This is a genomic window from Pseudarthrobacter linnaei (assembly GCF_055412825.1).
The window spans coordinates 22,226-48,853 of the sequence record NZ_JBVAYX010000003.1 but is presented as its reverse complement, the minus strand read 5'-3'; the positions used below and the strand labels follow the sequence as shown (position 1 = coordinate 48,853).

The 26,628-nt window shown below is 68.3% G+C and carries 28 protein-coding genes; 14 read left to right on the top strand and 14 right to left on the bottom strand.

Features of this window, described 5'->3' with window-relative positions:
• Positions 1-3 precede the first annotated feature (3 nt).
• The gene (locus ACZYZ3_RS04005) at positions 4-696 is read left to right on the top strand and encodes an HD domain-containing protein (protein WP_463962549.1); all 693 of its coding nucleotides are present in this window, start codon (positions 4-6) and stop codon (positions 694-696) included.
• Positions 697-865: 169 nt separating this feature from the next.
• Here the strand turns inward: ACZYZ3_RS04005 and ACZYZ3_RS04000 are convergent, their stop codons facing one another.
• The 3 genes from ACZYZ3_RS04000 to ACZYZ3_RS03990 all read right to left on the bottom strand — a co-directional run bounded on the left by ACZYZ3_RS04000 (position 866) and on the right by ACZYZ3_RS03990 (position 3,550).
• A complete protein-coding gene (locus ACZYZ3_RS04000) occupies positions 866-2,182 on the bottom strand; it encodes an ATP-binding protein (RefSeq protein WP_463962548.1) in 1,317 nt (438 codons plus the stop codon).
• A gap of 202 nt (positions 2,183-2,384) precedes the next feature.
• Positions 2,385-2,987: a DUF305 domain-containing protein gene (locus tag ACZYZ3_RS03995; protein WP_463962547.1), complete on the bottom strand. Its 603-nt coding sequence runs from the start codon at positions 2,985-2,987 to the stop codon at positions 2,385-2,387.
• A gap of 131 nt (positions 2,988-3,118) precedes the next feature.
• A complete protein-coding gene (locus tag ACZYZ3_RS03990) occupies positions 3,119-3,550 on the bottom strand; it encodes a hypothetical protein (RefSeq protein WP_463962546.1) in 432 nt (143 codons plus the stop codon).
• Between the two features lie 143 nt (positions 3,551-3,693).
• Here ACZYZ3_RS03990 and ACZYZ3_RS03985 point away from each other — a divergent pair, with 143 nt between their 5' ends.
• Positions 3,694-4,029 (top strand): ArsR/SmtB family transcription factor, encoded by a 336-nt coding sequence (locus ACZYZ3_RS03985; protein WP_463962545.1) that lies wholly within the window; start codon positions 3,694-3,696, stop codon positions 4,027-4,029.
• Positions 4,026-5,237 carry a cation diffusion facilitator family transporter gene (locus ACZYZ3_RS03980; RefSeq protein WP_463962544.1) on the top strand — a complete coding sequence of 404 codons (1,212 nt, stop codon included), beginning with the start codon at positions 4,026-4,028 and terminating at the stop codon, positions 5,235-5,237. The genes ACZYZ3_RS03985 and ACZYZ3_RS03980 overlap by 4 nt, the downstream gene beginning before the upstream one ends.
• Here the strand turns inward: ACZYZ3_RS03980 and ACZYZ3_RS03975 are convergent.
• Positions 5,234-6,190: an L-lactate dehydrogenase gene (locus tag ACZYZ3_RS03975; protein ID WP_463962543.1), complete on the bottom strand. Its 957-nt coding sequence runs from the start codon at positions 6,188-6,190 to the stop codon at positions 5,234-5,236. The two genes, ACZYZ3_RS03980 and ACZYZ3_RS03975, sit on opposite strands and share 4 nt — an antisense overlap.
• Before the next feature lie 309 nt (positions 6,191-6,499).
• Positions 6,500-7,120, bottom strand: a complete 621-nt coding sequence (locus ACZYZ3_RS03970) for a uracil-DNA glycosylase family protein (protein ID WP_463962542.1) — start codon at positions 7,118-7,120, stop codon at positions 6,500-6,502.
• Between the two features lie 409 nt (positions 7,121-7,529).
• Here ACZYZ3_RS03970 and ACZYZ3_RS03965 point away from each other — a divergent pair, with 409 nt between their 5' ends.
• On the top strand, positions 7,530-8,039 hold the full coding sequence (locus tag ACZYZ3_RS03965) for a hypothetical protein (RefSeq protein ID WP_463962541.1): 510 nt from the start codon (positions 7,530-7,532) through the stop codon (positions 8,037-8,039).
• 9 nt (positions 8,040-8,048) lie between these two features.
• Here the strand turns inward: ACZYZ3_RS03965 and ACZYZ3_RS03960 are convergent, their stop codons facing one another.
• The gene (locus tag ACZYZ3_RS03960; RefSeq protein ID WP_463962540.1) at positions 8,049-9,554 is read right to left on the bottom strand and encodes an amidohydrolase; all 1,506 of its coding nucleotides are present in this window, start codon (positions 9,552-9,554) and stop codon (positions 8,049-8,051) included.
• Positions 9,555-9,888: 334 nt separating this feature from the next.
• Here ACZYZ3_RS03960 and ACZYZ3_RS03955 point away from each other — a divergent pair, with 334 nt between their 5' ends.
• The 9 genes from ACZYZ3_RS03955 to ACZYZ3_RS03915 all read left to right on the top strand — a co-directional run bounded on the left by ACZYZ3_RS03955 (position 9,889) and on the right by ACZYZ3_RS03915 (position 17,672).
• Positions 9,889-10,260 (top strand): hypothetical protein, encoded by a 372-nt coding sequence (locus ACZYZ3_RS03955; protein WP_463962539.1) that lies wholly within the window; start codon positions 9,889-9,891, stop codon positions 10,258-10,260.
• Complete coding sequence (locus ACZYZ3_RS03950; protein ID WP_463962538.1) at positions 10,257-11,312, top strand: zinc-dependent alcohol dehydrogenase family protein; 1,056 nt, start codon at positions 10,257-10,259, stop codon at positions 11,310-11,312. Before ACZYZ3_RS03955 ends, ACZYZ3_RS03950 begins: the two co-directional genes overlap by 4 nt.
• Complete coding sequence (locus tag ACZYZ3_RS03945) at positions 11,309-11,755, top strand: flavodoxin family protein (protein WP_463962537.1); 447 nt, start codon at positions 11,309-11,311, stop codon at positions 11,753-11,755. Before ACZYZ3_RS03950 ends, ACZYZ3_RS03945 begins: the two co-directional genes overlap by 4 nt.
• A gap of 35 nt (positions 11,756-11,790) precedes the next feature.
• A complete protein-coding gene (locus ACZYZ3_RS03940; protein ID WP_463962536.1) occupies positions 11,791-13,452 on the top strand; it encodes a DUF4389 domain-containing protein in 1,662 nt (553 codons plus the stop codon).
• Between the two features lie 235 nt (positions 13,453-13,687).
• Positions 13,688-14,524, top strand: coding sequence for a DUF4397 domain-containing protein (locus ACZYZ3_RS03935; protein ID WP_463962535.1), 837 nt, complete (start codon positions 13,688-13,690; stop codon positions 14,522-14,524).
• Positions 14,525-14,605: 81 nt separating this feature from the next.
• Entirely contained in the window at positions 14,606-15,379 is a 774-nt protein-coding gene (locus tag ACZYZ3_RS03930; protein WP_463962534.1) for a class F sortase, read from the top strand.
• Positions 15,376-16,005: an RNA polymerase sigma factor gene (locus ACZYZ3_RS03925; RefSeq protein ID WP_463962533.1), complete on the top strand. Its 630-nt coding sequence runs from the start codon at positions 15,376-15,378 to the stop codon at positions 16,003-16,005. Before ACZYZ3_RS03930 ends, ACZYZ3_RS03925 begins: the two co-directional genes overlap by 4 nt.
• Positions 15,992-16,810, top strand: coding sequence for an anti-sigma factor domain-containing protein (locus ACZYZ3_RS03920; protein ID WP_463962532.1), 819 nt, complete (start codon positions 15,992-15,994; stop codon positions 16,808-16,810). Before ACZYZ3_RS03925 ends, ACZYZ3_RS03920 begins: the two co-directional genes overlap by 14 nt.
• An 82-nt stretch (positions 16,811-16,892) precedes the next feature.
• On the top strand, positions 16,893-17,672 hold the full coding sequence (locus ACZYZ3_RS03915; RefSeq protein WP_463962531.1) for an SDR family NAD(P)-dependent oxidoreductase: 780 nt from the start codon (positions 16,893-16,895) through the stop codon (positions 17,670-17,672).
• 33 nt (positions 17,673-17,705) lie between these two features.
• On the opposite strand, the gene ACZYZ3_RS03910 is transcribed toward ACZYZ3_RS03915, so the two are convergent.
• From ACZYZ3_RS03910 to ACZYZ3_RS03895, 4 genes are all read right to left on the bottom strand, one after another.
• Positions 17,706-18,824, bottom strand: coding sequence for a sulfite oxidase (locus ACZYZ3_RS03910; protein WP_463962760.1), 1,119 nt, complete (start codon positions 18,822-18,824; stop codon positions 17,706-17,708).
• A gap of 132 nt (positions 18,825-18,956) precedes the next feature.
• Complete coding sequence (locus tag ACZYZ3_RS03905; RefSeq protein ID WP_463962530.1) at positions 18,957-19,811, bottom strand: SDR family oxidoreductase; 855 nt, start codon at positions 19,809-19,811, stop codon at positions 18,957-18,959.
• Between the two features lie 4 nt (positions 19,812-19,815).
• On the bottom strand, positions 19,816-20,820 hold the full coding sequence (locus tag ACZYZ3_RS03900; RefSeq protein ID WP_463962529.1) for an aldo/keto reductase family protein: 1,005 nt from the start codon (positions 20,818-20,820) through the stop codon (positions 19,816-19,818).
• Between the two features lie 40 nt (positions 20,821-20,860).
• Entirely contained in the window at positions 20,861-21,583 is a 723-nt protein-coding gene (locus ACZYZ3_RS03895; RefSeq protein WP_463962528.1) for a hypothetical protein, read from the bottom strand.
• 198 nt (positions 21,584-21,781) lie between these two features.
• On the opposite strand from ACZYZ3_RS03895, the gene ACZYZ3_RS03890 reads away from it, so the two are divergent.
• Positions 21,782-22,255, top strand: a complete 474-nt coding sequence (locus ACZYZ3_RS03890; protein WP_463962527.1) for a YchJ family protein — start codon at positions 21,782-21,784, stop codon at positions 22,253-22,255.
• 94 nt (positions 22,256-22,349) lie between these two features.
• Here ACZYZ3_RS03890 and ACZYZ3_RS03885 read toward each other — a convergent pair whose 3' ends face one another.
• From ACZYZ3_RS03885 to ACZYZ3_RS03870, 4 genes are all read right to left on the bottom strand, one after another.
• Positions 22,350-23,219, bottom strand: coding sequence for a TIGR04086 family membrane protein (locus ACZYZ3_RS03885; RefSeq protein ID WP_463962526.1), 870 nt, complete (start codon positions 23,217-23,219; stop codon positions 22,350-22,352).
• Between the two features lie 163 nt (positions 23,220-23,382).
• On the bottom strand, positions 23,383-25,395 hold the full coding sequence (locus tag ACZYZ3_RS03880; RefSeq protein WP_463962525.1) for an acyl-CoA dehydrogenase family protein: 2,013 nt from the start codon (positions 25,393-25,395) through the stop codon (positions 23,383-23,385).
• A 64-nt stretch (positions 25,396-25,459) separates the two neighbouring features.
• On the bottom strand, positions 25,460-25,798 hold the full coding sequence (locus tag ACZYZ3_RS03875; protein WP_463962524.1) for a hypothetical protein: 339 nt from the start codon (positions 25,796-25,798) through the stop codon (positions 25,460-25,462).
• 188 nt (positions 25,799-25,986) lie between these two features.
• Positions 25,987-26,517, bottom strand: a complete 531-nt coding sequence (locus tag ACZYZ3_RS03870; RefSeq protein WP_463962523.1) for a PepSY domain-containing protein — start codon at positions 26,515-26,517, stop codon at positions 25,987-25,989.
• Positions 26,518-26,628 lie beyond the last annotated feature (111 nt).

The following is a 26,628-nucleotide window of genomic DNA, read 5'->3' as shown; positions in this document are numbered from 1 at the left end:
AGCATGTCAGAACCAGAATCCAGGGAAGCGCACACCCCGCAGCCGAGTTTTACCGTCGAGACAGCGAAGATCCTCGCCGAGGTGGCCCACAACCGCCAGAAGGACAAGCTCAAGCGGCCCTACCGCGAACACGTACTCGCCGTCGGGGACGCCCTGGCGGACTTCGACGACGACATCAGGATTGCCGGCTACCTGCATGACATCGCCGAGGACACCCCGATGACCCGGCAGGCGCTGCTGGACATGGGCGTCACCGAGCGGGCCGTAGACATCATTGAGCGCGTCACCAAGCGCCTGCACGATAACCCGGACGACTACCAGGCCGGCATCCGCTTCATCGCCGAGGACCACGACGCCACGCTGGTGAAAATCGCGGACAATGCGCACAACTCCCTGCCGGAGCGCGTCAGGGCATTGGCCGAGAAATGGCCGGACAAGCCGCCGGTCACCCGCTACAACGAGGCCCGTCCGGTGCTCTATGCCGCGGTTCCGGTGGAGGAAACCCGCAAAATCCTGGCCCGGATCAACCCGTCGCTGCTGGAGGAACTCGACGATCTGCTCGACGAGGCGGACGACACCGACTACGAGAACCTCTCCTACGAGGACGCCACGGAGGACACGACCCCGGCCGAGCCAGCGCCCGGACCCAGCGAGACCCCGGCCGCGGAACCCGAGCCCGAGCCGCGCCGGGACTGAGCCGGCGCCGCGCCGGGACTGAGCCGGCGCCGCGCCGGGACTGAGCCCCGCCGGGCCAGCCGGTTCGCAAGCCGAGTCCCCGCCGTCCGCTAACAGCAACGCGGGGTCACATGGCGCCCATCCCGGGGCCCAACATGGGCGCTATCTGACCCCGCGTTGCTTCAGGGGGTTAGACCCGGCCCAGGGCGTCGATGTCCTCGAGGAACTGCTGGTGGACCTCGTCGCTGACCGTGGTCCGGGTGTCCGCGATCGCGTCGAGGTAGTCCTGTGTCGCGGGACCCTTCCGGACCGCGTCGCGGAGGGCGGGGCTGCCGCTGGAAGCCAGCCCGCCGTCGTCGTACACCGCCTTCTCCAGCGCACGCTGGGACGCGCTCCGGGCCGCGTATTCGATGTCCGCGGGGGAGAATCCTTCGGTCCGGTCCACCAGCAGCTCCACGTCCACGTCGTCGACTACGGTTGCGGGAATGAAGCGCTGCCACATGGCCTCGCGGGCCTGGCGGTCGGGCAGGCCGATGGGGATAACGTAATCGAAGCGGCCGTGGCGCAGGAACGCGGTGTCCAGAGCACGGATGAAGTTGGTGGCGCAGACCAGCAGCCGGCCGGGCTGTTCGCGGAAGGCCGGGATGATCTTGAGGAGTTCGTTGGTGACGCCCTGCAACGGCGACGGCGGTTCGCCGGAGCGCTGGGAGGCGATCTCCTCCACCTCATCGATGAAGACGACGGCGTGTTCCAGCTCGGCGATCTCCAGGAAAGTCTCGCGCAGCGCACCCGCAAGACCCATGGGATCGGCGGCCAGCCGGGAGGGGAAGACCTCCACGAACGGCCACTCGAGCCGGGAGGCAATCGCCTTCGCGAAGGTGGTCTTGCCGGTGCCGGGAGGGCCAAAGAGGACGACGGCGCGCGGCGGCACCACCCCGTACTCGTCGGCGAGGTCGGCCTCGGCCAGCGGCAGGACCAGACGGCGTTCCAGGAGCTCCTTCTCGTTCCGCATGCCGGCGACGTTTTCCCAGAGGTCGCGGGCCAGGATCCGGCCGCCGAGCTGGCTGAGCGGTTCGAGTTCCTGGCGCTGCACCGGGATCTTCCGCTCGAAATAGCGCAGGTTTTTCTTCAGCACAAAGCCGCGGCCCAGGAACGCCTCCACCCGGGTCTCCGATTCCGGCATGAGGGCAGAGAGCTTGTTCAGCCCGTGGGGCGCCATCCGGTTCTCGACGGCGGCCAGCAGCGAGGTGCCGATCCCGCGGCCCCGGTACTCGGGGAGGGTGGCCAAAAAGACGATCCAGCCCTGGTCGTGGGCGGCACGGCCGATGGCGGCGCCCACGACCTGGTCGCCCTGTACTGCGACGACGGCGTGGTCCTTTTCGCAGGAGGCCAGCACTTCCGAGAGTGCGTAGACCGGCTCGACGCTGGTGGCCTTGAGGGACTCCCAGAGGTGCAGAATGCCGTCGAGGTCGGCGGAATGGAAATCCCTGATTCGCCAGTTGGTCATGAGGTGTCTCCCGGGTGGTTCGTCGCTGAGCCAGTGTGAAGCTGTCCGTTGAGCATATGCGAACCGCACCCGCGAGAGGTTGCGGGGACGTTGCGTTACGGCGCCGCCGCGACCGGCCGGGGAACCCCGCGAAGTCTGACCTCGCGCCCCTGTTTCATTGGCAAACGGGCGCGAAGTCTGACCTCGACGGTGAACGGGCGGTCTACAGGCCCGCGAGCAGGTCCTTCATTTCCCGGATCTCGTCCGTCTGGGAGGCCGCGATGTCCTTGCCCAGCTGGATGGTTTCGGCGTTCTTGCCGCTCCGGACCTCGGCGTTGGCCATCTCGACGGCGCCCTCGTGGTGCGCGATCATCTGGCTGAGAAACAGCGTCGCGGCGTCGGTGCCCTGGGCGGCGCCGAGCTTTGTGAGGTCCTCGCCGCTCATCATGCCGGTCATGGAGTGGCCGCCCGGCGCCTGGGTGGGTTCATTCCAGTCCTTGAGCCAGCCGGTCATCTTCTCGATCTCGGGCGCCTGGGCGGCCTTGATCTTGGTTGCCAGCGCGGCGATCCTGGCGTCGATGCCCTGCTTCTTCAGAATGATGTCGCTCATCTCCACGGCCTGGGCGTGGTGCGGGATCATTCCCTGGACGAACATTGTGTCAGAGGCATTGTGGTCCGCGGCCGCAGGTACGGCACTCGAGCCCATGGTGCTGTGGTCCATCCCGGGCATGCTGCTGCTGCCGCCGGAACTGCCGGGGGTGGAGCAGCTGGCCAGTGCCATAACGGCGGCGAGGGCGGCGGCGGAAATAGTGAGGGTCTTTTTCATGGGAGGTCGTGTCCTTCGTGGATCCGGCGATGGACGCCGGTGGCGGGGTTGCGCTGAGGCTGCCGGGATTGGCGGCCGTGCGCTGGAGGCAGGTGGTGCTGCGCCGGCGTCGTCACGGCACATGCCCAGTCCTACGTGCTCACTGAAGCCCCTGCCGGCGACGGCGTGCAGCCGATGTGAACCGCTGGCGTCTCAGCGCGTCCGCCCTGGCAGGTGCACGACGTCGGGACCTGGGTTCCGCCGACGGTCGCCGCAGCGGGTGCCACTCCAGGCGCGGTCTCCGCCGCAGTGTGGCCGTCGCCGGCCTGCGAAAACGTGCCGTCGGCGCTGTGGCTGGAGTGCCCGGCTGGATGCGTGGCGGCTCCGTCGGCAGCCGCCTGGCTGGCGGTGAGCGGCGCCGTCGACGGTTGGATGCTGCCGGGAGCGGACGACTGGGCGTGCACGCCATGGGAGCCGGCGACGATGTGCATGCCCAGGAAGCCGGCAATCACGGCGATTACGCCAGCCAGCAGTGCGGCCCGGCGGAGGACGGTGACGGGGTTGGCCGCGGCGGCTGCGGACATCGTCATCCTCCTTTCTCGGTCGGGGCTCCGGGCAGTGTCACAAAGCACTCAGGCTACCTGTCTTCAACGCCTGCCCCCGGGATTGTGTTCCGGCGGCGCAGCCCGCAATTGGACGGAGAAGGCAACTGTGACAGTATCTGCGTATGAATGCAGATAGGCAGGTTGAGGTCGGCAGCCCCCACGTGGAGCTGGCCGTCGAAGTGTTCTCCATGCTGGCGGACGCCACGCGTGTCCGGCTGATCCTCGCTCTAGGCGAGGGTGAGCTGCCGGTAAACGCCCTGGCGGAGCGCGTCGGGAAGCCGGCTTCAGCGGTCTCGCAGCACCTGGCCAAAATGCGGCTGGGCGGGATGGTCGCCACACGGCAGGACGGCACCAAGGTCTTCTATCGGCTACAGAATGACCACGCCCGCCAACTGGTGATGGATGCCATGCACCAGGCCGAGCACGCGCTCGGCACGGCACCTCGGCACGGCGCATGAACCGCCCGTCGGATGCCGTGGACGAACACAGCCACGGCGAAGGCCAGGAGCGCAGCCACGTCCACGACCACGGCCCGCACGACCACGTCCACGGCGACGGCCCGCACGACGACGTCCACGACCACGTCCACGGCGACGGCCCGGACGGCCACGTCCACGACCACGTCCACGGCGACGGCCGCGACGGCCCGGACGGCCACGTCCACCCGCATGGCCCGGACCGCCACGGCGCGCCCGGTCACAGCCACGCACACGCCTCCGGCCTGAAAGGCTGGCTTCAGTCGGTCTTCGTCCCGCACTCGCACGACGCTGCGGACTCCATCGACGCGGCACTCGAATCCAGCTCGCAGGGCATCCGCGCCGTCAAGGTCTCCTTGCTCGGCCTCGGCGCCACCGCGCTCTTCCAGCTCGTGATCGTGCTGATCAGCGGCTCCGTGGCGCTTCTGGCCGACACCGTGCACAACTTCTCCGACGCGCTGACCGCCGTCCCGCTGTGGATTGCGTTCCTGCTGGGCCGCCGGAAGGCCACCCGGACGTACACCTACGGGTTCGGCCGCGCCGAGGACCTCGCCGGGCTGTTCATTGTGGCGATGATCGCCCTCTCCGCTGTGGTGGCCGCCGCCGAATCGATCCGCCGCTTCTTCGAACCCCAGCCCGTGCACAATCTCGGCTGGGTGCTCGCCGCGGGGATGGTCGGCTTCGCCGGCAATGAACTCGTGGCGATCTACCGGATCCGTGTCGGACGGCGGATCGGGTCCGCAGCCCTGGTGGCTGACGGCGTCCATGCCCGGACGGACGGCTTCACCTCGCTGGCCGTCGTCGCCGGCGTCATCGGCGTCTGGCTCGGCTTCCCGCTGGCGGACCCGATCGTTGGCCTGCTGATTTCCGCCGCCATCGCCGTGCTCCTGTGGGGTACCGTGCGCGACGTCGGGCGGCGGCTGATGGACGGTGTCGACCCTGGGCTGACCCAACGGGTCGAGGCCGTCGTCGCGGAGCACTCCCGCTCCGGCGGCACGGCCCGGCTGCGCTGGTCCGGCCACAGGCTGCACGTGGAGATCACGGTGCCGATCCCGACGGACGCGCACCTGGTAGAGCTCGCCTCGGTGACGGCCAATCTGGAACGCGGGGTCCGCCGGGCCCTGCCGCACGTCGGCCCGGTGACGGTTGTGCCCGACTTCGCCGCAGCCGGGTCGCCGCAGCCGGCCTAGATCCCCAGCGTCGCGAGACTCTGCTGCAGCGTCTGCGCCGAATGGTGCAACGAGGCGAGTTCACCGTCGTCCATGGGGGTGTCCAGCACGGCGCGGACCCCGCCGTGCCCCACGATACTGGGCAGCGACAGCGCCACTCCGGTGATCCCGTACTGGCCGTCCAGCACGGTGGACACCGGCAGGACAGCGTTTTCCCCGCGCAGCAGCGCCTCAACGATGCGCGCACCGGACAGTCCTATCGCGTAGTTCGTGGCGCCCTTCCCGGCGATCACCTTGTAGGCCGCATGCGTGACTTCATGAGCGGTTTCGGCGAGATAGTCGGACGTGAAGACGTGTTCGCCGTCGACCGTCCAGTTGCGGATCGGGACCGGGCCGATCGTGGCTCCGGACCAGATGGGGAACTCGGTGTCGCCGTGCTCGCCCACCATGCTGGCGTGCACGCTGGTCAGGGAGACTCCGGCCTTGTGCGCCAGCAGCCAGCGCAGCCGGGACGTGTCCAGCACGGTGCCGGAGGAGAAGATGCGCGAGGAGGGCAGGCCGGAGATCTTCTGCGCCGCGACGGTCAGCACATCGCAGGGGTTGGTCACCAGGACGTAGACGGCGTCCGGGGCGTGCGTGAGCAGCTGCGGCATGAGCTGTTCGAGGATGCGGACGTTGGTGCCGGCCAGGTCCAGCCGCGTCTGGCCCGGTGCCTGTTTGGCCCCGGCGGTGATGACGACGACGTCGGCCCCTTCGGTCGCGCTGATGTCCCCGCCACCGGTGACGGTTGCCGCGGCGGCGGCGAACTGGGTGCCGTGGGCCAGGTCCAGCACCTCGGCCTCAGCCTTGGTGGCATTGACGTCGAAGAGGGCGACGCTGCTGGCCGAGCCGCGGATCAGGGCAGCGTAGGCGAGGGACGTGCCGACGCTGCCGGCGCCGACAATTGCGAGTTTTGAGCCGGGACTTTGGGGCATGGGTTACTTCTTTCGGTCGGACGGCGGGCGGCGCGACCGTGCCGGCGAGCTCGCCGCCGTCGATCACAAGTTCGGTGCCCGTTCTGGAGCGGGACTGCTCGCCGGCCGGAAATGCCGCCAGGTCCGCGACCTCGGGTTGTCCGATCCGGTGCTGGCGGACATGTCCCGTACCGGACGTCATTTCCTGGTCATGGGCGCCTCAAGCTCACCAAGCACAGCCCGGCTTGGGCAGGGCCGTTGGACCCCAAAACAGGGCCGGGGCGGCAGCGCCGGCGGAACCGCCGTCGCGCGTGTCCCCAACCCGGCGGATCAGAGGTGCTGGATGCCCGCCCGCTGCATGGCGTCCTTGTAGACCTCTATGTTCTTGCTCAGGAGTTCTTCCTGCTTGGCGGCCGAGACGGCGAAGGCGCGGCCGCCAAGGGCGGTGGCCTTGTAAATCTTGACCCCGCGGTTTTTCAGGGAGGAGTGGTAAGTCTTCTCGAAGAGTGTCAGGAAGGCATGGGCGTCGGCGCCGTGGGCGATGACAGCGGAGACGCGCCTGTTGATCTTGAGGAACTGGCGGAACGGCCGCAGCCCGTCCGTTTTCTCCTGGACGTTCAGCGCGGAGGGGAGTTCCGGATCGCGGACCCAAGGGTAGGCGTTCCACGGCATCACGTACCGGGGGTCAAGCTCGACGGCCTCGTAGATGGAGGTGGCGCGGCGGGCGGCCTCGTCATCGTTGAAGTGGGAAACGAAGCCCGATTCGGTGCCCTTGCCCGGGGCGATGTGCAGGCTGACGATCCGGCACTCGTCCTCGTCATGAACGGGATCGATGTAGGGGACGACCGATCCCGGCTTCTTTTCCATCAGTTCGTCGCAAAGCTGCGTTACGGCGGCGATGTTCGGTTCCTGCAGCAGGGTCTTCTTTTCGTCCCAGTCAACAATCGTCACGATTTCTCCCTCAGCGCTCGGCGTCCAGAATCAGGCGTCTGGTTCCACTCTACGCTTTCGGGCGCTGGGGCGTTTTTTCGGACTCCGGAAGAGGCAACGGACCCCTAGTCACGCCGGATGGACGGGCGTACGCTTAAAGCGCCTGCAGGTAACCACTGGATTAAGCCGGGTCGTTCTGGACATGAAAATGTCCGAGCCGTCTCATAGCGAGATCGCGAAGGTACCTGCAGGCCTTGCGTTTAAGGCGAAAGCGCGCGCAGAGCACCGCGCCGGATCCGATTCGCCAACCCTGATTCAGGCCCGCCCGAGAGGCGTAACAGCCTTCGGCCGTGTTCCCGCGCACGACGGCCACGGAAGCCGCGCATCCGTAAGCTTTGAAGGAACGCAGCACCCCCGACCCAAGGAACCCATGCCGATCAACAGACAGTCACTGAAACGGGACGGGTTCACCGGGTTCCGGCCGCTCGGGGACCTTGACATCAACCGGATCCCGCAGAAACCCGGGATTTTCGCGGTGCTGCAGCCTGAGGGCTTCCGCCCGCAGTTCCTGGCCAAAAGCACCGCGGGCATCTTCAAGAAGAAGGACCCCACCCTAACGGCGGACGCGATCACCGCCGAATGGGTCGACGGGGCCGACGTCCTCTATCTGGGCAAGGCCGGCCCCGGGAGCAAGGGCAACCGCGGGCTGCGCCGCCAGATCCAGGAATTCGTCGACTTCGGCAACGGCAAGCCGCCCGGCCACTGGGACGGCCGGCTGGTCTGGCAGCTCGCCGCGGCCGGCTCGCTGACCGTCGCGTGGAAGGAGCTGCCGGTTGAGCAGCTCAATGCGGCCGAAGCAGGCTACCACGCCGCCTTCGTGGAGGGGTACGGCCGGCTGCCGTTCGCCAACCTCGTTCAGTCGCGGGTCAAGGCAGGCTGATTCAGCCGGTCAGACGCCGTCCCGGAACGTGAACCGCCCGGCCACGAGGGTCGCGGCCACGGGCATCGCCGCAAAGGCGGCGTCCGCTACCGCCAGCGGGTCGCCGTCGAGCACCACGAGATCCGCTGGATCCCCCACCCGGATCCTGCCCCGCCCCCGCGTTGACGCGGTCAGGGCCTCCTGCCGCGTAAGCGCCTGCTCCGGATGCCAGGGCGCCCGCCCGTCCTGCCGCGCCCGGGCAGTGGCCGCCGACATGGCGGTCCACGGCTCCAGCGGCGCCACCGGCGCATCTGAGCCCAGCGCCAGGGTGGCCCCGGCAGCCAGCAGCGACCGCAGCGGGAACGCCCGGTCCGTGTGCCCGGCCCAGTTGGACTCGGCAGCATCACGGTCGTCCAGGGCGTGGGCGGGCTGCACACTCGCGGTCAGCCCCAGCTGGCCAAAGCGCGCGAAGTCCTGGCCGCGGACGAACTGGGCATGCTCAATCCGGCCGGCGATCCCGGCCGCCGCGAAGGCATTCAGCGCCACCTGATTCGCGCCGTCGCCGATCGCGTGCACCGCCGGAACAAAGCCGGACTCCCGGGCCCGGACCAGCAACTCCAGCAGCTCCGCCTCGCTCACGGTCAGCAGCCCGTGGCCGCCGTGCGGGTACGGGTCCACGCAGTACGCCGTGCGGGTGTTCAGCGAGCCGTCGATCAGCACTTTGAGCGGGCCGACCCGCAGCAACCCCGCCCCGCCGTCGATCTCCTGCCCGGTCCGCATGCCCCCCGTGGTCGCCCGCGCCAGGTCCTGCGGATAGACCCCTGCGTCGACCCGGAAGGAGTCGAATCCGCCCGCCACGCGGCGCAGCCACACCTCGCGGTTCCAGGTCATTTCAAAATCGACAATCCCCACGATCCCGCGTGCGGCCGCCGCCTGCGCAGCCTCCCGTACCCAGGAATCCACCACCGCGTCCGGCAGTTTGCCCAGCTCACGGGTCAGTTCAAAGGCAGGTTCCTCGCGCAGCAGCCCGGAGGAGTCCACCGGCACGCCGTAGCGGGACGCCGCCGCGCTGTTGAGCCAGACGCAGTGCAGGTCATGGCTGAGCAGAGCCGTTGGCAGGCCCCGGGTGGCGCCGTCGAGCAGCTCGAGGCTGGGAACATCCGCCCAGACGGCGTCCCGGAAGCCGACACCCACCACGGTCAGGCCGCGGCCTTCCTCACCCGCAAGGCCGGGACCGGACAGGGCTGAACGCACGACGTCGGCCGCCTCACGCGCCGAAGCGGCACCGGACAGGTCGATCCGGTTGGCGGCGAGGGCCCACTGCGTCATGTGGACATGCTCATCCCACAGCCCCGGGACGACGAAGCGGCCGTCCAGGTTGACCAGCGGGGCTTGGAAACCGGACATTCCGGCGGGAGTGATCCGCGAAACCACCCCGTTGGCCACGTGCACGTCGTACAGCGTTGTGTCGCCGGGGATCCGCACCGAGGCGAGCACAAGGTGGCAGGTCACGGCAGCGGCAGGCGTCTCAGGCATAGGGAACAGGCTATGGGCCGGAACGCGCCGCGCCAATCCGGACCACCGCAGCCGCCGGATTCCGGCCGTGCACCGGACAAGGGACTTTCGCCCCTTGCCCCGGGAACGCGCACACACCAAGCTGAATTTTGGGGCGGTTCCTGCACGGCCATGGGGGGTGAACTGCTTTCTTGTCAGTTGTACGGTCTCGCTCGAACCTTGGGGAAGGAAAAGGCATTCTGCACTGCCCGTGTCTGCGGGAACAGGGCAGGAGACCGAAAGCCACTATGACGTTTATCAGCGATTCTTACATTCTTGAGTCCGCCCACGGGCTGCGCGGGAGCACTGACGCCGCATGACGCACAGGCAGCACGGAAGCCGGTCCAGCGCCTACTATGCGCACCCCTCGCACGGGGATCCGCGCATCAGGGTGCTCATCCGGATTGACGCCATGGAGGAGTCGGCGAGGGTCAATGTGCGCGGCGTCGTTACGGCCGCAAATATCAGGGCTCTCTATGTCATCTGCCGCCGCGTGGCCGCGAAACTTCCCGGGTACGAGATCGTGGTGGACCTCGCCCACGCCCGCGTGACGGCCGAGGCCATTGAGGAACTTCACGACCATGCCACCCGCTCGGTCGTGTCATCCGGCATCGACGGCACCGTAACCCCGTGCCGTCTGCGCATCGTGGATCCGCCGAACATCCTCAAAATCAAGGAGAACGCATGAAAGCCCTCGTCTATGGCGGTCCCGGCGAAAAGTCCTGGACGGACGTTCCCGACCCGAAGATCCAGAGTCCCAGTGACGTAATCGTCAAAGTGGACACCACCACGATCTGCGGAACGGACCTCCATATTCTCAAGGGAGATGTTCCCGCCGTGACCAAGGGCCGGATCCTGGGCCACGAAGGCGTCGGGACCATCACCGAAGTCGGCTCCTCGGTCACCAGCCTGAAAGTGGGGGACCGCGTCATCATCTCCTGCATCAAGTCCTGCGGCCACTGCGCCAACTGCAAGACCGGCCTGTACTCGCACTGCATGGGTGAAGAAGGGGCCTCCGGCATCGGCTGGGTCTTCGGCCACCTGATTGACGGCACGCAGGCCGAATACGTCCGCGTCCCCTACGCCGAAAACTCGCTTCACCTGCTCCCCGAGGGCGTCACCGACGAGCAGGCCGTCATGCTCTCCGACATCCTCCCCACCGGCTTCGAGATCGGGGTGCAGTACGGCCGCGTCAAGCCCGGTGACACGGTCGCCGTCGTCGGTGCCGGACCGGTGGGCCTCGCCGCCATCGCAACCGCCGGACTCTACGGAGCCGCCACCATCATCGCCATCGACCTTGACTCGAACCGGCTCGACAAGTCCCGCGAATTCGGTGCCACAGACGTGGTTCTTTCCGGCGACTCCGACTGGAAGGAGCAGGTGCTCGCACTGACCGACGGGCAGGGCGTGGACGTGGCGATCGAGGCGGTCGGGATCCCGGCGACCTTCAGCATGTGCACGGATATCGTCCGGCCAGGCGGCAATGTGGCCAACGTCGGCGTGCACGGCAAGCCCGTGGAGCTGCATGTGGAAAACCTCTGGATCCAGAACATCAACATCAGCATGGGCCTGGTGAATGCCAACACCACCCCGATGCTGCTCAAACTCGTGGCCCAGAAGAAGGTGCCCGCGGAGAAGTTCGCCACGCACCATTTCAGCTTCGACCAGTTCCTGGAGGCCTACGACACGTTCGCCCGGGCCGCGGAAACCAAGGCGCTCAAGGTCGTGATCACGGCATGAAAGCCCTGGTCGTCTACGATTCGGCGTACGGCAACACCAGATCGGTAGCCGAGGCGATCGCCGGTTCGCTTGACGGACTGCAGGCGAGTTCCGTCCCGGTCGGCGACTTCAGGCCCGACGCGCTCGCGGCCGGGGACCTCCTCGTGGTCGGCAGCCCCATCAACGGATGGCGCCCGACGCCGAAGATCACCGCGCTGCTCTCGGCTTTGGGTGACGGATCCCTCAGGGGGGTGAAAGCCGCGGCTTTCGACACCCGCGTCCGGATGTTTATCCACGGCGATGCCGCCAGGAAGATCACGCATGCCCTGAAAGCAGGCGGGGCGGACATCATCGCCGAACCCATGCCCTTCTTCGTGTTGGGAAGCGAAGGGCCGCTGCGCGACGGCGAAATCGAGAAAGCGGGGGGCTGGGCAAGAACCCTCCTCACCTCACTTAGGAGCTGAGTGAGCTGATCTAAGTATCCGAAAGGACGGCGGTCATGCGACCAGGCCGGATAGTCATGCTGGTACTGGGCACGCTCAGTGCACTTCTCGGGCTGGGGCTGCTGGCCGCGGCCGGCGCCGCAGGGTTCGCCAACTACCTGCAACGCGACAACGGCTACTTCACCACACCGTCGGAGCGTTATGCCACGAACTCCTATGCCTTGACGACACCGCGCCTTGACATCATGGCTGACGAGGGCGTGCCGGACACGGCCCCGGTCGGCGTGATCGGAAGCGTAATGATCGGCGGATCGGCGGCTGCCGGCAAGGAGATCTTCATCGGCATCGGGCCGCGGAGCGACGTGACGGCCTATCTGAACGGCGTCAGCCACTCAGAGATCACCGATGTGCGGTTCAACCCCTTCCGGGTGGACTACCGGGACGTGGCCGGCACCCAGGTTCCCGCGCGGCCCGCGGACCAGGGGTTCTGGGCCGCATCCGCGAGCGGCGCGGGGGAGCAGCAGCTCGAATGGGACCTGCGTTCCGGCAGCTGGGCGGTGGTGATCATGAACGCCGACGCCAGTGCCCCGGTGGTCGTGGACATGAAAGCCGGAGCCCGGTCCAACCTGCTGTGGCCCGTCTTTGTCGGGCTACTGATCGGCGGAACAGTTTTCCTGCTCATTGGTGTTCCCCTGATCGTGCTTGGGGCCGCAGGGCTGGGCCGCGGCAAGGGAGGGCCTCCCCAGCCCGGCCAGCCGCAGCTCCAGCCCTCGTCTGCGGCCTCCGCACCCCAGCTCTATGCGGCGGGCGCGGTGCCAGGCGCGGCGGCAGGTGCCGCGGCGGGTGTCCCTCCGGGTACCGGCGCCGCCTATCCGGCCCGGCTCAGCGGCTACCTGGACCCGAACCTGTCCCGCTGGAAGTGGCTGGTTAAGTGGTTCCTGGCGATACCGCACTTCATCGTTCTGTTCTTCCTCTGGTTTGCCTTTGGCGTGGTCACCATCGTGGCGTGGTTCGCGATCCTGTTCACGGGGCGCTACCCGCGCTCGCTGTTCAACTTCAACGTCGGAGTGATCCGCTGGAGCTGGCGCGTGGCCTTCTATTCCTACGCGGCGCTCGGCACGGACATATATCCCCCTTTCACCTTGGAGCGCACCGACTACCCGGCGGACTTCGACGTCGACTATCCCGAGAAGCTCTCCCGCGGCCTGGTCCTCGTGAAGGCCTGGCTGCTGGCCATCCCACACCTGCTCATCATCGCGCTGCTCACCGGAACGGCCCAGACATGGGTGTACCGCGACGGCAACTGGGTGCAGGTGGGCTCCGGGCTTTCCCTGTTCGGGCTGCTGGTCTTCATTGCCGGGGTCATCCTGTTGTTCACCGGCGTGTATGCGCGGGGACTTTTCGACTTCCTCATGGGCCTGAACCGCTGGATCTACCGGGTGGCCGCCTACGTTTCCCTGATGCGCGACGAGTACCCGCCGTTTCACCTGGACGTGGGGCCGCGGGATCCCGGCGACGCCCCTGCGATTCTGTCGCCGGCGCCTCCGGCCGGCCCAGGATATGCCCCAGTTCCGGCCGGCCCAGGATATGCCCCAGTTCCAGGGGGCCCCGCCGCCGCCCCGCCCATCTTCGGCCAGGCCGGTCCCGGCGCGACCGCCGCCTCAGGCCAGGACAGGCCGGAAGCCCCCGCCGGTCCGGACAGCCCGCCGCGCACCTAGGACGGTCGGGGGCATCCCCAACCGCGGCCGGGCAGCTCCCCGGAGCCGCCCGGCCGCTTTGCTGTGCCCACCGCGGCCCACCGCGGAGTGTTCCCACCCCCCGCCCTGGGCCCGTCGCCGCGCCTACACCTCCGCAAAAATATCTACATGCATGTGCATCCAAACGCGCCCGGGCGCCGGTAGTAGGGGTGTAAGCAAAAATCGCCCGCCCTGCGGGCCGTTGAAGGAGATGTAAATGCGTACCAGCCTTTTCACAGCAGGCGCCGTGGCGATCGCGGCAGCCCTCACCCTTGCCGGCCCCGCCCAGGCGGCCGAGTCCGACGCCCAGCTTTCCGTACTTCACGGCGTGCCGGGACTGACCGTTGACGTCTGGGTCAACGGCGAACGCACTCTCGACGATTTCACACCCGGCACCCTGGCCGGTCCGCTGGCCCTGCCGGCCGGGGACTACAGCCTTGCCATCACCGCCGCCGATGCCGCGGACGCATCCGCCCCCGTGATCGGGCCCGTGAAGGTCACCCTCGCCGCCAGCGGCAACTACACCGCCGTGGCCAACCTCGACGCAGCGGGCAAGCCGACGGCCAACTTCTTCACGAACGATGTTTCACAAATCGGTCCCGGCAAGGGCAAGCTCACGGTCCGCCACACGGCAGCGGCGCCGGCCGTGGACATCCTCGCCGGCGGCGCCCCCGTCATCTCCGGGCTGGCCAACCCCAAAGAGGAGACCCTCACGCTGGATCCCGGCACCCTGTCCGTTGCCGTTGCCGTTGCCGGCACCACGGCCCCGGTGATCGGCCCGGCCGATGTGACGGTCGCAGAGGGCACCCACACGGTGGTGTACGCGTGGGGCAGCCTCGCGGACAACAACCTGAAGCTGGCAGTGCAGAACATTGAGGGCCTGCATTCAGCTCCCGCCGGCGTTCCCGGTGCACGCTCGGGCGCCGCTGACGCAGGAGCCGCATCAGCCGGTCAGACAGCCGCGACGGTAGGCATCGGTGCCGCGGTCCTCCTGCTGCTTGCCGGCGGGATTGCCGTCTCCCGCAAGCAGCCGGCGCTCCGCCGCACCCGGTAGGCCTCACCCGCTAGCCCGGCCGCCCGGCTACCCGCCGGGCGGCCGGCCCACGAGTAGTTCCAATACGGCAGGAGGACGGACATGAAACGCACGACGACGGCGGAAGCCACCCGGCGCTATCCGGCTCCTGGTCCGCGAATATCTGCACAACTCCCCGCCGCGAGGCTTGTGGCCGCCGCCGTCACGATGGCGCTGCTGATCGCTGGCTGCACCGCACCGCTGGAAACCGCGCCACCGCAACCCGTGTCCACGGAACGCAGCGTCACGGAAGCCACCGTGACGGGGTCGCCCGCCCCTGATGCCGGACGACCCGGCTCGCCGCTCCCCCCGTCAGTTCAGGCCACTACCGCCCCCGTCCCGGGGCCGGCCATCCCGGTCCGGCCAGCCGCCCCACAGGCCCAGACGCCCAGGGACCCGGCCCCGCGCGTCCTCACCGTGGCGGGAACCACCATCAACATGCCGATCGTGGAGGTGGGCGTCGGCCCCGACGGGGCGATGGAGATCCCGGAGCCGTTCAACGAGGCCGGCTGGTACCGCTTCGGCCGGGCCCCCGGCGCCGCCGCCGGCACCGCGGTGGTCGCGGCGCACGTCGACACAACCTCCGATACAGCGCCCTTTTCCCAGCTCAAGTCGCTCGCGTCCGGCACCCTCGTGACGGTGCAGCGCGAAGGGGCAGCGCCCGTGACGTTCCGGGTGACCGGCGTGGAACTCATGTCCAAGGACGCGTTCGACGGCGCATCCGTCTTCCGGCGCGACGGCCCGCCCGAACTGAAGCTGGTGACCTGCGGCGGCCGATGGCTGGACGAACAACAGGACTACGGCGACAATGTGATTGTCACGGCGGTGCCGGCATGATTCAGGATGCCGCGCTCATCGTCGCCACCATCAGGGGGAAGGAGCCGGGCTTGGCACCTTTCGACGCTTCTTCCGCCTGGGACGCGCGACTGAACGAGTCCTTCGCCGCCGGTGACGAAACAGCCCTGGCAGAGGCGTACCGGCAGTTCGCACCCCTGGTGCACACGCTGGCGCTGCGCTCGCTGCGCGACAACTTCGCCGCCGATGACGTCACCCAGGAAGTGTTCATCCGGGTGTGGCGCTCGCGGTCTGCATTCGACCCCTCGAAAGCGCGGTTGCCGGCGTGGATCGTGGGCATCACACGGAACGCGATCACGGACGCGCAGGCGGCCTCGATGCGGGAAACCCGGAAGGTGCTCGCCGCCGTCGAACTCTCTCCGGACGCGGAACAGGCGGCCGGGCACGCCGCCGCGGAGGTCCTGGCCGACCGCCTGCTGCTGGACGGGGAATTGGAACGGCTCGGGGAGCCGCAAGGATCCATCCTCAAGCTCGCCTTCTACGATGACCTGACGCATTCGCAGATTTCACAGAAACTGGACCTGCCCCTTGGTACGGTCAAAAGCCACATCCGCCGCAGCCTGTCCCAGCTCAGATCCCGATTGGAGGTAGACCGTGCAACATCTTGATCCGGAGTCCCTGAGCCTGCTGGCCCTCGGCGAAGAGCTCGGAGACGACGCCGCGGACCACCTCCGTTCCTGCCCCGGCTGCTCGGCGGACTACGCGGGCTTCCGCCGAGCCGTCGTCGCGGCGAAGCCCGGACCACCGGATGCCTCCGCGCTGGAGTCACCGGGACCGCAGGTATGGGCAGGAATTCACCGCGCACTGGGGCTTACCGCCGCTGTCGCCGCCGACCCGCTGGGATCCCCGGCGTCCTCGGGCGCCCGCCCGCCGGCACAGACACGGACACAGCCGCCGCCACAGCCACCGGCCGGATCCCCAACGCCGCTCTCGTCCCGGGAGGAACGGGCCGCCCGGAAGCGGGAACCAGGCGGGGGTTCCGGGTGGATCCGCCGTCCCGGGGTGTGGCTGGCGGCCGCAGCGTCCACGGCACTGCTGGCGGCAGGGGTCTTCTGGTCCTTCCAGCAGAACCAGCCGGCGGTCAACCCGCTCGCCCAGGCCGAACTCGCGCCCGTGGACCAGCATTCCGCCACCGGCTCGGCCCGGGTCCTCGAGACCAAGGACGGGCAGCGCACCCTGGAGGTCCGGGTCGACAAGAACGAGGCCCTTGGGTACCAGGAGGTCTGGCTGATCGCGCCGGATCTGTCCCGGCTGGTGAGCCTGGGCGTCATGACCTCCGACTCCGGGACTTTTGCCGTGCCGGCGGGCCTGGATCTGGGCGAGTACCCGATCGTGGACGTGTCCGATGAGCCGGTCGACGGCAATCCCGCGCACTCCAGCGTGAGCATTGTCCGCGGAACCCTTGCCTCATGAACCGGTCCGGCCCCTTGCCAGCGGACCCGGGCGAGAACATAGTGGAGGGAATTCACCACTCCACCGCGGGAGGCAGGCGACCATGCTGAACAACGAGGTGCCGGGCAACGGACTGCTGAAGGGCAAGACCGCGCTGATCTACGGTGCGGGGGGTTCCATCGGCGGAGCCGTGGCCCGGGCCTTCGCGGCGGAGGGCGCCTTCGTCCACCTCGCCGGGCGCACCGAGTCGCGGCTGGAAAAGGTGGCCCGGGACATCCAGGAGGACGGCGGCCGGGCGGAAACCTCCGTCGTCGACGCCCTGGACGAGGAACAGGTTGACGCGTTCGTGGACCGGGTGGCGAAAAAGAACAAACGGATCGACATCTCATTCAACGTCATCTCCTTCGGCGACATCCAGCAGCCGCTGATGGACATCGACGTCAACGACTTCACCCAGCCCATCAGCCTGGCGACCCGCACCCATTTCCTCACGACCCGGGCTGCGGCGACGCACATGATCAAGCAGCGCTCGGGCGTGGTGCTGATGTTCGGCGGCTCCGGCCCCCAGACCGCGTCCGGGCTCGGCGGCTTCAAGGTGGCACTGGATGCGATGGACGGGCTCCGCCGGCAGTGGGCCCTGGAACTTGGCAGACACGGCATCCGGGTGGTCACCATGGTGTCCGGCGGCATCATCGAGACGATCCCGTGGCAGACGGAGGGGCGCGAGGAAATCATCATGGAGATCTCCAAGTCCGCCCACCTGAACCGCACCGCAACCCTGGCCGACGTCGGAAACGTCGCCTGCTTCGTAGCCTCGGACAAGGCCGGGGCCATCACCGACGCCACGGTCAACATCTCCGCCGGCGCGATCGTGGACTACTAGCCGGCTGGGCCTTTGCCGCCGGGGAAAGACCGACTACTCCACCGTCACCTTGACCCGCTGCACCACGTTGTTGCCCATGCCCTGGTAGTTCCAGACGTGCTCCAGCGGCTGGGTGGCGCCGGTGGTGTCCGTGGCGCGGCAGGCCAACTCGTGTTCGCCGGGGTCGGCCACCCAAGGCAGGGACCAGGCGCACCAGGCGAAGGGCGCGGCCGGATGTTCCAGGTGCGCCGTCGCCCACTTGCCGTCGATCCCCACCTCGACGCGCTGCACCGCACCCTCCCCGGACCAGGCCCGGCCGGTCAGGAGCACCGGCCCGGCCGGCACGGTCCTGCTCCGGGTGAAGAAGTCCGGGACCCCCGGCGGGACCATCAGCGAGCGGACCCTGATCCAGGTGACGGGGATGCCGGTGTCGTCGGCGTCCTGCTGGTAGCGGTAGGCGACCGCCTGCTGGAACCCGTCGAACGGCCTGGTGAGCACCTTGATCGAGGAGAGCCATTTGACGCTCGCCATGCCGTACCAGCCGGGGACCACCAGCCGCAGCGGGTAGCCGTGCTGCGGCGGCAGGTCGCTGCCGTTCATCCGGTAGGCCAGCACGATGTCGGGCCGCAGGGCTTCCGCAATCGGAAGGCTCCGGGCGTACTGCTGCCGGACACCACCCTGGATCCCGCTGTCGGAACCGGTGAACACCACCTCCAAAGCGTCGTCCTCCACCCCGGCCTGGGCCAGCAGGTAGGCGAGCGGAACCCCGGTCCAGACGGCGGTCCCGACGGCCTCCAGCCGCCAGGGCTGGCTCAGCGGGCGGGGCCGCAGCAGCGAGCGGCCGTTGCCGGCGCATTCCAGGGTCACGGGCATGCTGATCCGCGGCGATCGGCGGAGCGCTTTGAGGTTCAGCTCCAGGGACCGCTGCACGGCTCCGTTGATCCGCAGGTGCCATTGCTCGGCATCGATGAACGGGATGTCGAAGTGGTTCAGCAGGTAATGCAGCCCGGGCGGGGTGGTGTCATGCCGCAGGGCCTCCAGCGGCATGGAGTGGTTCCGTGCGGCAAGCTGCAGTTCCTCCGCCGTGAGGGGGCCGTCGCTCGGCTCGCCGGGGTGCACCGTGAGCTTCCGGCCGTGCCGCGGGGTCTTCAGGATGGACGAGTGTCGGGACATCTGCTTTGGCATGGCACCGCGATTCTGCTCCGGACCAGCCCGGGTTTGGACCGGTGTCACCTGCAGTCAGGTCTACGCCGCAGCCCGGAAGCCGTCAATACTGGCCCGGCCCGGCCGCCGCCCGACGGGCGCCTAAAGCGTGTGCGACTCGGCCAGGAACTGCGCCAGGCCCAGGGGTTCGCGGCCGGTGAGCTCGTGCACGGCCGACGTCGGCCCGGCGAGATCTCCGGCGTCGATCGCGGTGTAGGTGCTCACCCAGGCGTCCATCTGCCAGCGCGGGGCGCCATACGAGGCTCGCGAGGCGTAAGCCTCCTCGACCGTCTCGTTGTGGAAGGTGATGGTCCGGCCGGTCCCGGCGGTGAGGAGTTCCGCGGCCCGGGCCAGGGAGAGATCCTCGGGCCCGGTGAGGTCGTATGTTCTGCCGATGTGCAGGGCCGTGTCCCGGAGCACGGTCACGGCGGAACGGGCGATGTCCGCCCGGGCCACGGCCGCCATGACGCCGTCCCCGGCCGGTCCGCGGATAACGCCGTCCTCGCCTGCCAGCATTGGCAGGAAGTCCAGATAGAAGTTGTCCCGCAGGAAGGTGTAGCCCATCCCCGAGGCCTTGATCCGCTCCTCGGTGGCGAAGTGGTCCCGGCCCAGCGTGAAGGTGGAATCCGCTGCCGCGCCAAAGAATGAGGTGTAGACGATGTGCTGCACGCCCGCCGCGGCTGCCGCGTCCACAAAGGTAAAGTGCTGCTGCAGCCGGTCCTCGGCCTCAGCGGCGGAGATCATAAAGAGCGTCTTCACCCCCTCGAGGGCTGCCTCGGCGAGGACCGGATCGGCGTAGCTGACGACGGCGGGGACGGCGTCTTCCAGCTCCGGTGCCCGGTCGAGGTCCCGCACGAGCAGCCGCTGCGGGCTGCCGGCAGCGGCCAGCTGCCGGGCCACCAGACCGCCCAGGTGCCCGGTGGAGCCGGTGACGGCGAGCGCTGGCCCGGCGTTCATGGGCCTATCCCTCCCGGGAAGCGGGTGACTTGGTCTGCGCCGGGTCGCGTTCGGCAAGTGAGCCGATCGCGGCGTCGATTTTCTCCATGATCCCGGCGTCCAGCTTCACGCCCGCGGCGGCCACGTTCTTCTCGATCTGCTCCGGCCGGGACGCGCCCATGATGGCAGAGGCCACGTTCTTGTTCTGCAACACCCAGGCGATGCTCAACTGGGCCATGGTGAGTCCGGCCTCCTCGGCTATGGGCTTGAGCTGTTGCACGCCGGTGAGGACCTCGTTGGACATCCAGCGCTCGATCATCTTCGAGCCGCCCTTGGCATCCGTGGCGCGGCTGCCCTCCGGGGCAGGCTTGCCGGGATGGTACTTGCCGCTCAGCACCCCCTGCGCCATCGGCGACCAGACGATCTGGGAAAGGCCCAGTTCCTCGGACGTCGGAATCACCTCGGCCTCGATGACCCGCCACAGCATGGAGTACTGCGGCTGGTTGGAGATCAGCTGGAAGCCGAGTTCGTTGGCCAGGGCATGGCCGTCGCGGATCTGGCTGGCCGTCCACTCGCTGACGCCGATGTAGAGGGCCTTGCCCTGCCGCACGATGTCCGCGAAGGCCTGCATGGTCTCTTCCAGCGGGGTTTCGTAATCGTAGCGGTGGGCCTGGTAGAGGTCCACGTAGTCCGTCTGCAGCCGGGTGAGGGAGCCGTTGATGGCCTCCAGGATGTGCTTGCGGGACAAGCCGAGATCGTTGTGGCCCTTGGGTCCGGTGGGGCCGAAGACCTTGGTGAAGATTTCCAGCGACTCGCGCCGCTCGTCCTGGAGGGCCTTGCCCAGCACGGTCTCCGCAGCGGTGTTGGCATAGACGTCGGCGGTGTCGAAGGTGCTGATACCGGCGTCCAGCGCTGCCCGGACGCACTGGGTGGCGACCTCGTTTTCCACCTGAGAGCCGTGCGTAAGCCAGTTGCCGAAAGTGATTTCCGAAATTTTGAAGCCGCTGTTCCCGAGGTATCTGAATTCCATGGGTTTCAACCTAGCCGACTTGACTGCCGGGGGTAAGGCCTCAGCCGGCTTTGCGGTCCTGGGCCTGCGACTTGGGTGCTTGATTGTTCTGGGGCTTGGATGATGGTTCGTTCAGGGGCCCGCCCAAAGGCTTGCGGGGCGGCGGCAGGCGGCCGTGAAGGGAGACCAGCGAGCCGGTGTCCAGCAGGGACTTTGCGGCAGGCATCGGGGCTTTCTTGAAGGCCGGCGGGACGGTGCCGAGCTGGCCGTTCCGGTCGGTGGCTGACTCCACGAGCGGCGCCACCGCCGCGACGTCCTGTGCCGGAGCCGTGGGGCTGGGCAGATCGCGGACCGAGACCCTGACGGCCGGGGCGGCCTCCGCCTTGGCCCGGGCAGCGGCGCGGGCATCGGCCTGAGCGACGGCGGCAGCCCAGTCCGGAGACAGGGCGGGTTCGGTATTGGCGGGTTTGGCGGGCCTGGCCGGCTTCGAGCCCTTTGCCGGCTTGGCAGCCTTTACCGGTTGATCAGCTTTCGGCGGCCGGGCCTCTTGGGTGGCCCCGGGGTTCCTGGCCGGGCGGTCCCGCCGGACGGTGCCGGCGGTTCGACTGGCCGTCCGGAACAGCCCGCGTCCCAGCGCCATGACGGTTACGGCGGCCAACCGGCCGAGGCCTGCGATCACCAGCGTGGCCACGAAGACAAGGAAAAGGCCGAAGAACATGACGAGCGCCACTGCCAGGGTCCCGACGAACGTCAGGTTGAGGGCGATGGTTGTCGGATCTTCCATTTCACCTCTCCTGGCTGGCCTTACCGCGACGCTTCCCGCCACAACCGGCGGGCAACAGCACCCCTTAACCATACGGACTTTTTCCCCTGGACACGCAGCCCTGCGGCCTCTTCGCGGGGTCGTGTCGAAGCTGTTATCTGTTCCGCCGCCTCGGCCCTTGGGGACCGTGCGTCTATAGTCGGAAGGAGCCCTGCCGGCATGGTCCGGCCTCCGGAAAGGACACTTGTGACGCCCCCAGCCGCCGGCCCTCCGGGAACCGATGCCCAGCCTGTCCGAGCCCCGTTCCGGGGCAACTGCCCCTGCCTGTCCGGGGAACAGTACGGGGAGTGCTGCGGCCGCTACCACGCCGGCTTGGCTGAGGCCCCGACGGCTGACCAACTGATGCGCTCCCGGTACAGCGCCTTCGTCGTGCTGGACGCCGACTACCTCCTGCGGACCTGGCACCCGGAAACCCGGCCAGCCGAACTTGACCTGGATCCGGACCTGCAGTGGCGGCGGCTGGACATCCTGTCCACGTCCCGCGGCGGCCCGCTGGACTCCGAGGGGACGGTTGAGTTCAAGGCCCACTTCCGGCACGGCGGCGAACGCGGCGTCCACCACGAGACGAGCCGCTTCGTGAGGGTGGAGCGCCGCTGGTGTTACCTTGACGCAGTCGCAGTCGAGTTCGGCTGAACGGCCGGGCGGCGGACCCGACCCTTAAACAGCTGCCGGGCGCCGGACAACGTCTGCCCGGCGCCCGGCAGGTCGCGGACGGCTGCCTGCCGGCCTAGCGTTCCTCGACGGTGTCCGCCGGCGCGAATCCGGCCCGATCCACCTTGCGGTGGAAGTGCATGCCGGCGGTGCCGCCGAGGACGGCTCCGACCAGGGCCACCGCGGCCACCACGACTGCTGCGATGATGCTCGTGGTGGTCAGTTCGCCCTCGTTGACCGGGATGCGCGGGAAGGCGTTGAGCTGGGCCAGGATGTTGTACTGCTGGCCCGCCACGACGCCGAGAAGGGCGACGACGACCGCTGCGATGAGGGCCCAGACCCACACCATGAACCCCTGCTTGGCGCCGCTGAAGCGGGCCATCCGGCCGGCGACGTAGCCGCCGGCGAAGTAGGACACGAACAGGATCACCAGCAGCACAATGATGCCGACGAGTCCCACGGTTTCGTTGCCGGAGGTGACCGTTGCGTTGACGTCCGTGTTGGTGGCGAGGCCGACGGCGGTGCCGGCGGCGGCGACCAGCGCGGTCAGCAGCACAGCCATGCCGGTGGCGGCGAGCCAGCCGAAGAACGCCGAACCGATCTGGATGCCGCCGAACTGCTCTTTTTCACGGGCGACGACGGTTGCCCGGGTGGGAATGTCTTCGGCCACATTGCCCCCTGCGGGGGTGGCATGCGCGGGCTCGTCATGGCGCACGGCGGTCACGGGCTGGCTGCGGGTCGGGTCCGGGCGGACCGCGGCATGGCTCTGAGTGGGTGCCTCGGTGGCCGCGCCGGTCGGGATGGCGCGGGTGTCATTGGTGCCGCCAGTGTCATGGCGGGCAGCATCCTGCCGCGCGTCGTGGACCCGGGCGTCTTGGCTCGCGGCCCCATCCTCGTCACGGGCGCGCCGGGGAGTGCGATCTTCGGGGCCTGCTGGATTGCTCATGGGGACTGCTCACTTTCAATGAATGACCCGCGCCCATTGTTTGGGCCGGGCACCGCAAGGCGGAGGCCGGTGTTCAGGCCTCAGGTCCACCTAATCACGGGCAGTCAAAGGCAGCAAGGATGCTTACTATTCGAGGGGTGCCGGGGCGGCCCCGCGCGCCCGGTCAGCGGTACTTCCGGTGCAGGTTCGCCTTCACCGACGCACGTGGGCTGGCGTCGGCAATCCACGGTCCGGTGCCTTCGGACTGGTCCAGGACACCGGCCTCCAGCCACTCGTAGTCGCCGGCCAGGACCTTGCGGGATAGCACATGGTCACCGTCGTCAGTGTTCCTCCAGAGCTGGTCGAAGTATTCATCCACCCGCACACGGGCCTGTTCGCAGAACGACTCGGCAAGTTCATAGGCGGAGGCGCCCTTCTTCGGGGAGGTCCGCAGCAGCATTTCCGCCCGCGAGCAGACGGCGGCCATCGCGAACAGCTCGGCCCCGATGTCCACAATCCGGCCCAGGAACGCCTGTTTGTGCTCAAGCTTCGCCTGCCACCGCCCCATCCCGTAGAAGGTCTGCCGGGCCAGCCGGCGGGAGGACCGCTCGACGAAGCGCAGCTGCTTCGCGAGCCGGCCGAAGTCACTGTAGGAACGCGGGTCCAGGCCAGCCCCGGCGACGAGCTTGGGCAGCCACTTCGCGTAGAAACCGGACGCCCCGACGGCGGCGCGGGCCTTGTCGGACAGGCTCGCGTCCTCGGAGGCGAGGTCTCCGGCGGCTGCGAGGTGCGCGTCCACGGCCTCCCGGGCGATCAGCAGCTTCATGATCTCCGAGGATCCCTCGAAAATCCGGTTGATCCGCAGGTCGCGGAGCTGCTGCTCGGCCGGCACGGCGCGCTCGCCACGGGCCTCCAGTGAGTCCGCCGTTTCGAAGCCGCGGCCGCCGCGGATCTGCACCAGCTCGTCGGCGATCCGGCAGCTGATCTCGGTGGACCACAGCTTGGCCAGGGCCGCCTCGATCCGGACGTCCTTCTGCCCGGCGTCGGCCATTTCGGCGGACAGCTCGAAGACAGCGTCGAGGGCGAAGGCGCTGGCCGCAATGAAGGCGATTTTCTTGCCCACGGCTTCATGCTCGCCGACGGGCCGGCCCCACTGGGCGCGGGCATTGGACCACTGCCGCGCGATCTTCAGGCTCCACCGCCCGGAACCGACGCACAACGCCGGAAGCGCGAGCCGGCCGGTGTTGAGGGTGGTGAGGGCGATTTTCAGGCCCTGTCCCTCGCGGCCCAGCCGGTTGGCCGCCGGCACCCGGACCTGGTGGAAGCGGGTGACGCCGTTCTCGATGCCGCGCAGGCCCATGAAGACGTTGCGGTTTTCCACTGTGATGCCGGGGGAGTCCATCTCGACGACAAAGGCGCTGATGCCTCCCTTGCGGACCGTGCCGTCAGCGTCGGTGCGGGAGGGGACCACCGCCATGACCACCACGAGTTCGGCGATCACGCCGTTGGTGGTCCAGAGCTTGACGCCGTCCAGGACGTAGGACTCGCCGTCGTCCGAGGGGACGGCGGTGCTGCCCATCCGGGCGGGGTCGCTGCCGACGTCGGGCTCGGTCAGCAGGAACGCTGTGATGGCGCCGGCGGCGCAGCGCGGCAGGTATTCCTGCTTCTGCGCAGGTGTGCCGAAGACTTTGACCGGCTCGGGGACGCCGATGGACTGGTGCGCGGAGATCAGGGCGCCGAGGCTGGGGTGCACAGAGCCCAACAGCGCGAGCGCCCGCCCGTAGTACACCAGCGACAGGCCCAGCCCGCCATAATCGCGGGGAATCTTCATGCCGAAGACCCCCAGTTCCGCGAGGCCCTTGAGGTACGCGTCCGGAATCAGCGCACCGCGCTCGATGGTGCGCCCGGACATCGTGCGGCAGAAGGCGGTCAGGCGGGCGATAAACGCTTCCCCGCGTTCGACGTCGTCCGCCGGGGCTTCCGGCCAGGGGTGGATCAGGCTGAGGTCAAAGCTGCCAAGGTACAGGCCCTTGGCGAAGCTGGGCCGGTCCCAGCTGGTCTCGCGGGCGGCTTCGCTGATGGCCCGCGCGTCGGCCGCGGTGGCGTCGGGACCGATCGTCTCGGGCAGGACCGGGACATCCGGGGCGGGGCTGTCGGCGGGATTGTCGGTTGCTGGATTCTCAACGGCGGAGCTCATCGGGCATCTCCTCTAACCGGGGTCACCGGCTCGAGCCCTGGATCCGCCGTGGGTGGAGGACCCTTCAGCTGTCCCGCAATACTACCCGCGGGTAGGTGCCGGTACTAGGGGCCGATTTGCCCATAATTTCCGCCGCGATATCCCCGACGAAGTCACCGGCGAAGTCGCCCGGAAGTTCCACCGTGGAGGCGTGATGGACCAGCCGGTCCCACAAGTGGTTGATGCCATGGACCAGGCCCAGCAACACGGTCGAGGCGATGATCCAGGCAAGCCGCCCGACGCCGACCAGCACAAGCGCCGCGAATGACGCCGTCATCATAAAGAGGGTGATTACCAGGGCAAATACGAGCGTCCCCATGAACACCAGCGTTCCCGTTTCCACTGCGCTTAAGTCGAACTGCATTCTTCCCCCTGCACCATTGCTTCGGCTGAATCAGTAGCCCGAGCGTAGGGTGCGGGAGGTGCGCTAGCCAGAGCCGACAGCCAGTGCCGGGACTGTTGATACGGGATCGAAATGCTACCGGGGCGTAGGTCACGACGCGGTTGCGGTAGCCTCACGGGCCACGCGCTGCAGCCGCCATACCCCTGGGATCAGTCGTCGTCGCGCTCGGGGGCGCCCTGGCCCAGGACCTGGAAGTCGGAACCGAGCTGCACCTCAACCTGGGTGCCGTCGTTCAGCCGCACCTCCACCTCATAGGCGGAGCCGCCCTCGTTCTCGCGTTCGACCTCGCTCACTGTGCCCTGGCCGACCCCGGCGAGGGCGGCGTTGACCGCCTTGTCCCGGTCCTCGGCGCTCAGCGCGGTCAGGTTGGAATCGTCATCCCGTCCCTCACTTTCAACGGTGGACACCTGGAATGAACGGTCGAGGTTGACCTCAACTTTGCTGCCGTCCGGGAGCATGACGTCGACCTCAAAGGCTGTGGCGCCGTCGTCGGTCTCCGCTTTCAGGACAGTCCCCCCGCCGGTCTTCGCGAGGGCCGCATCGCTGGCCTGCTGCAACTCGGTTCCGCTCAGGGGTTGATCATCAGCGGTCTGGGTGCTGGCGGCAACTGCGACTGTTGCGCCGCCCAGAATGACGGCCGCCGCCGCTATCCCCGTGATCAGTACTGCTTTCTTACGCATGGCTGACTCCTCTCACCTGTTGTCCATAGTCTGCTCCTGAAGCGAACGGCGCACAACGATGAATGCAAACCGGGCCTGCGTTAACCTTGTAGCTGGCAGTTTTCCTTATCC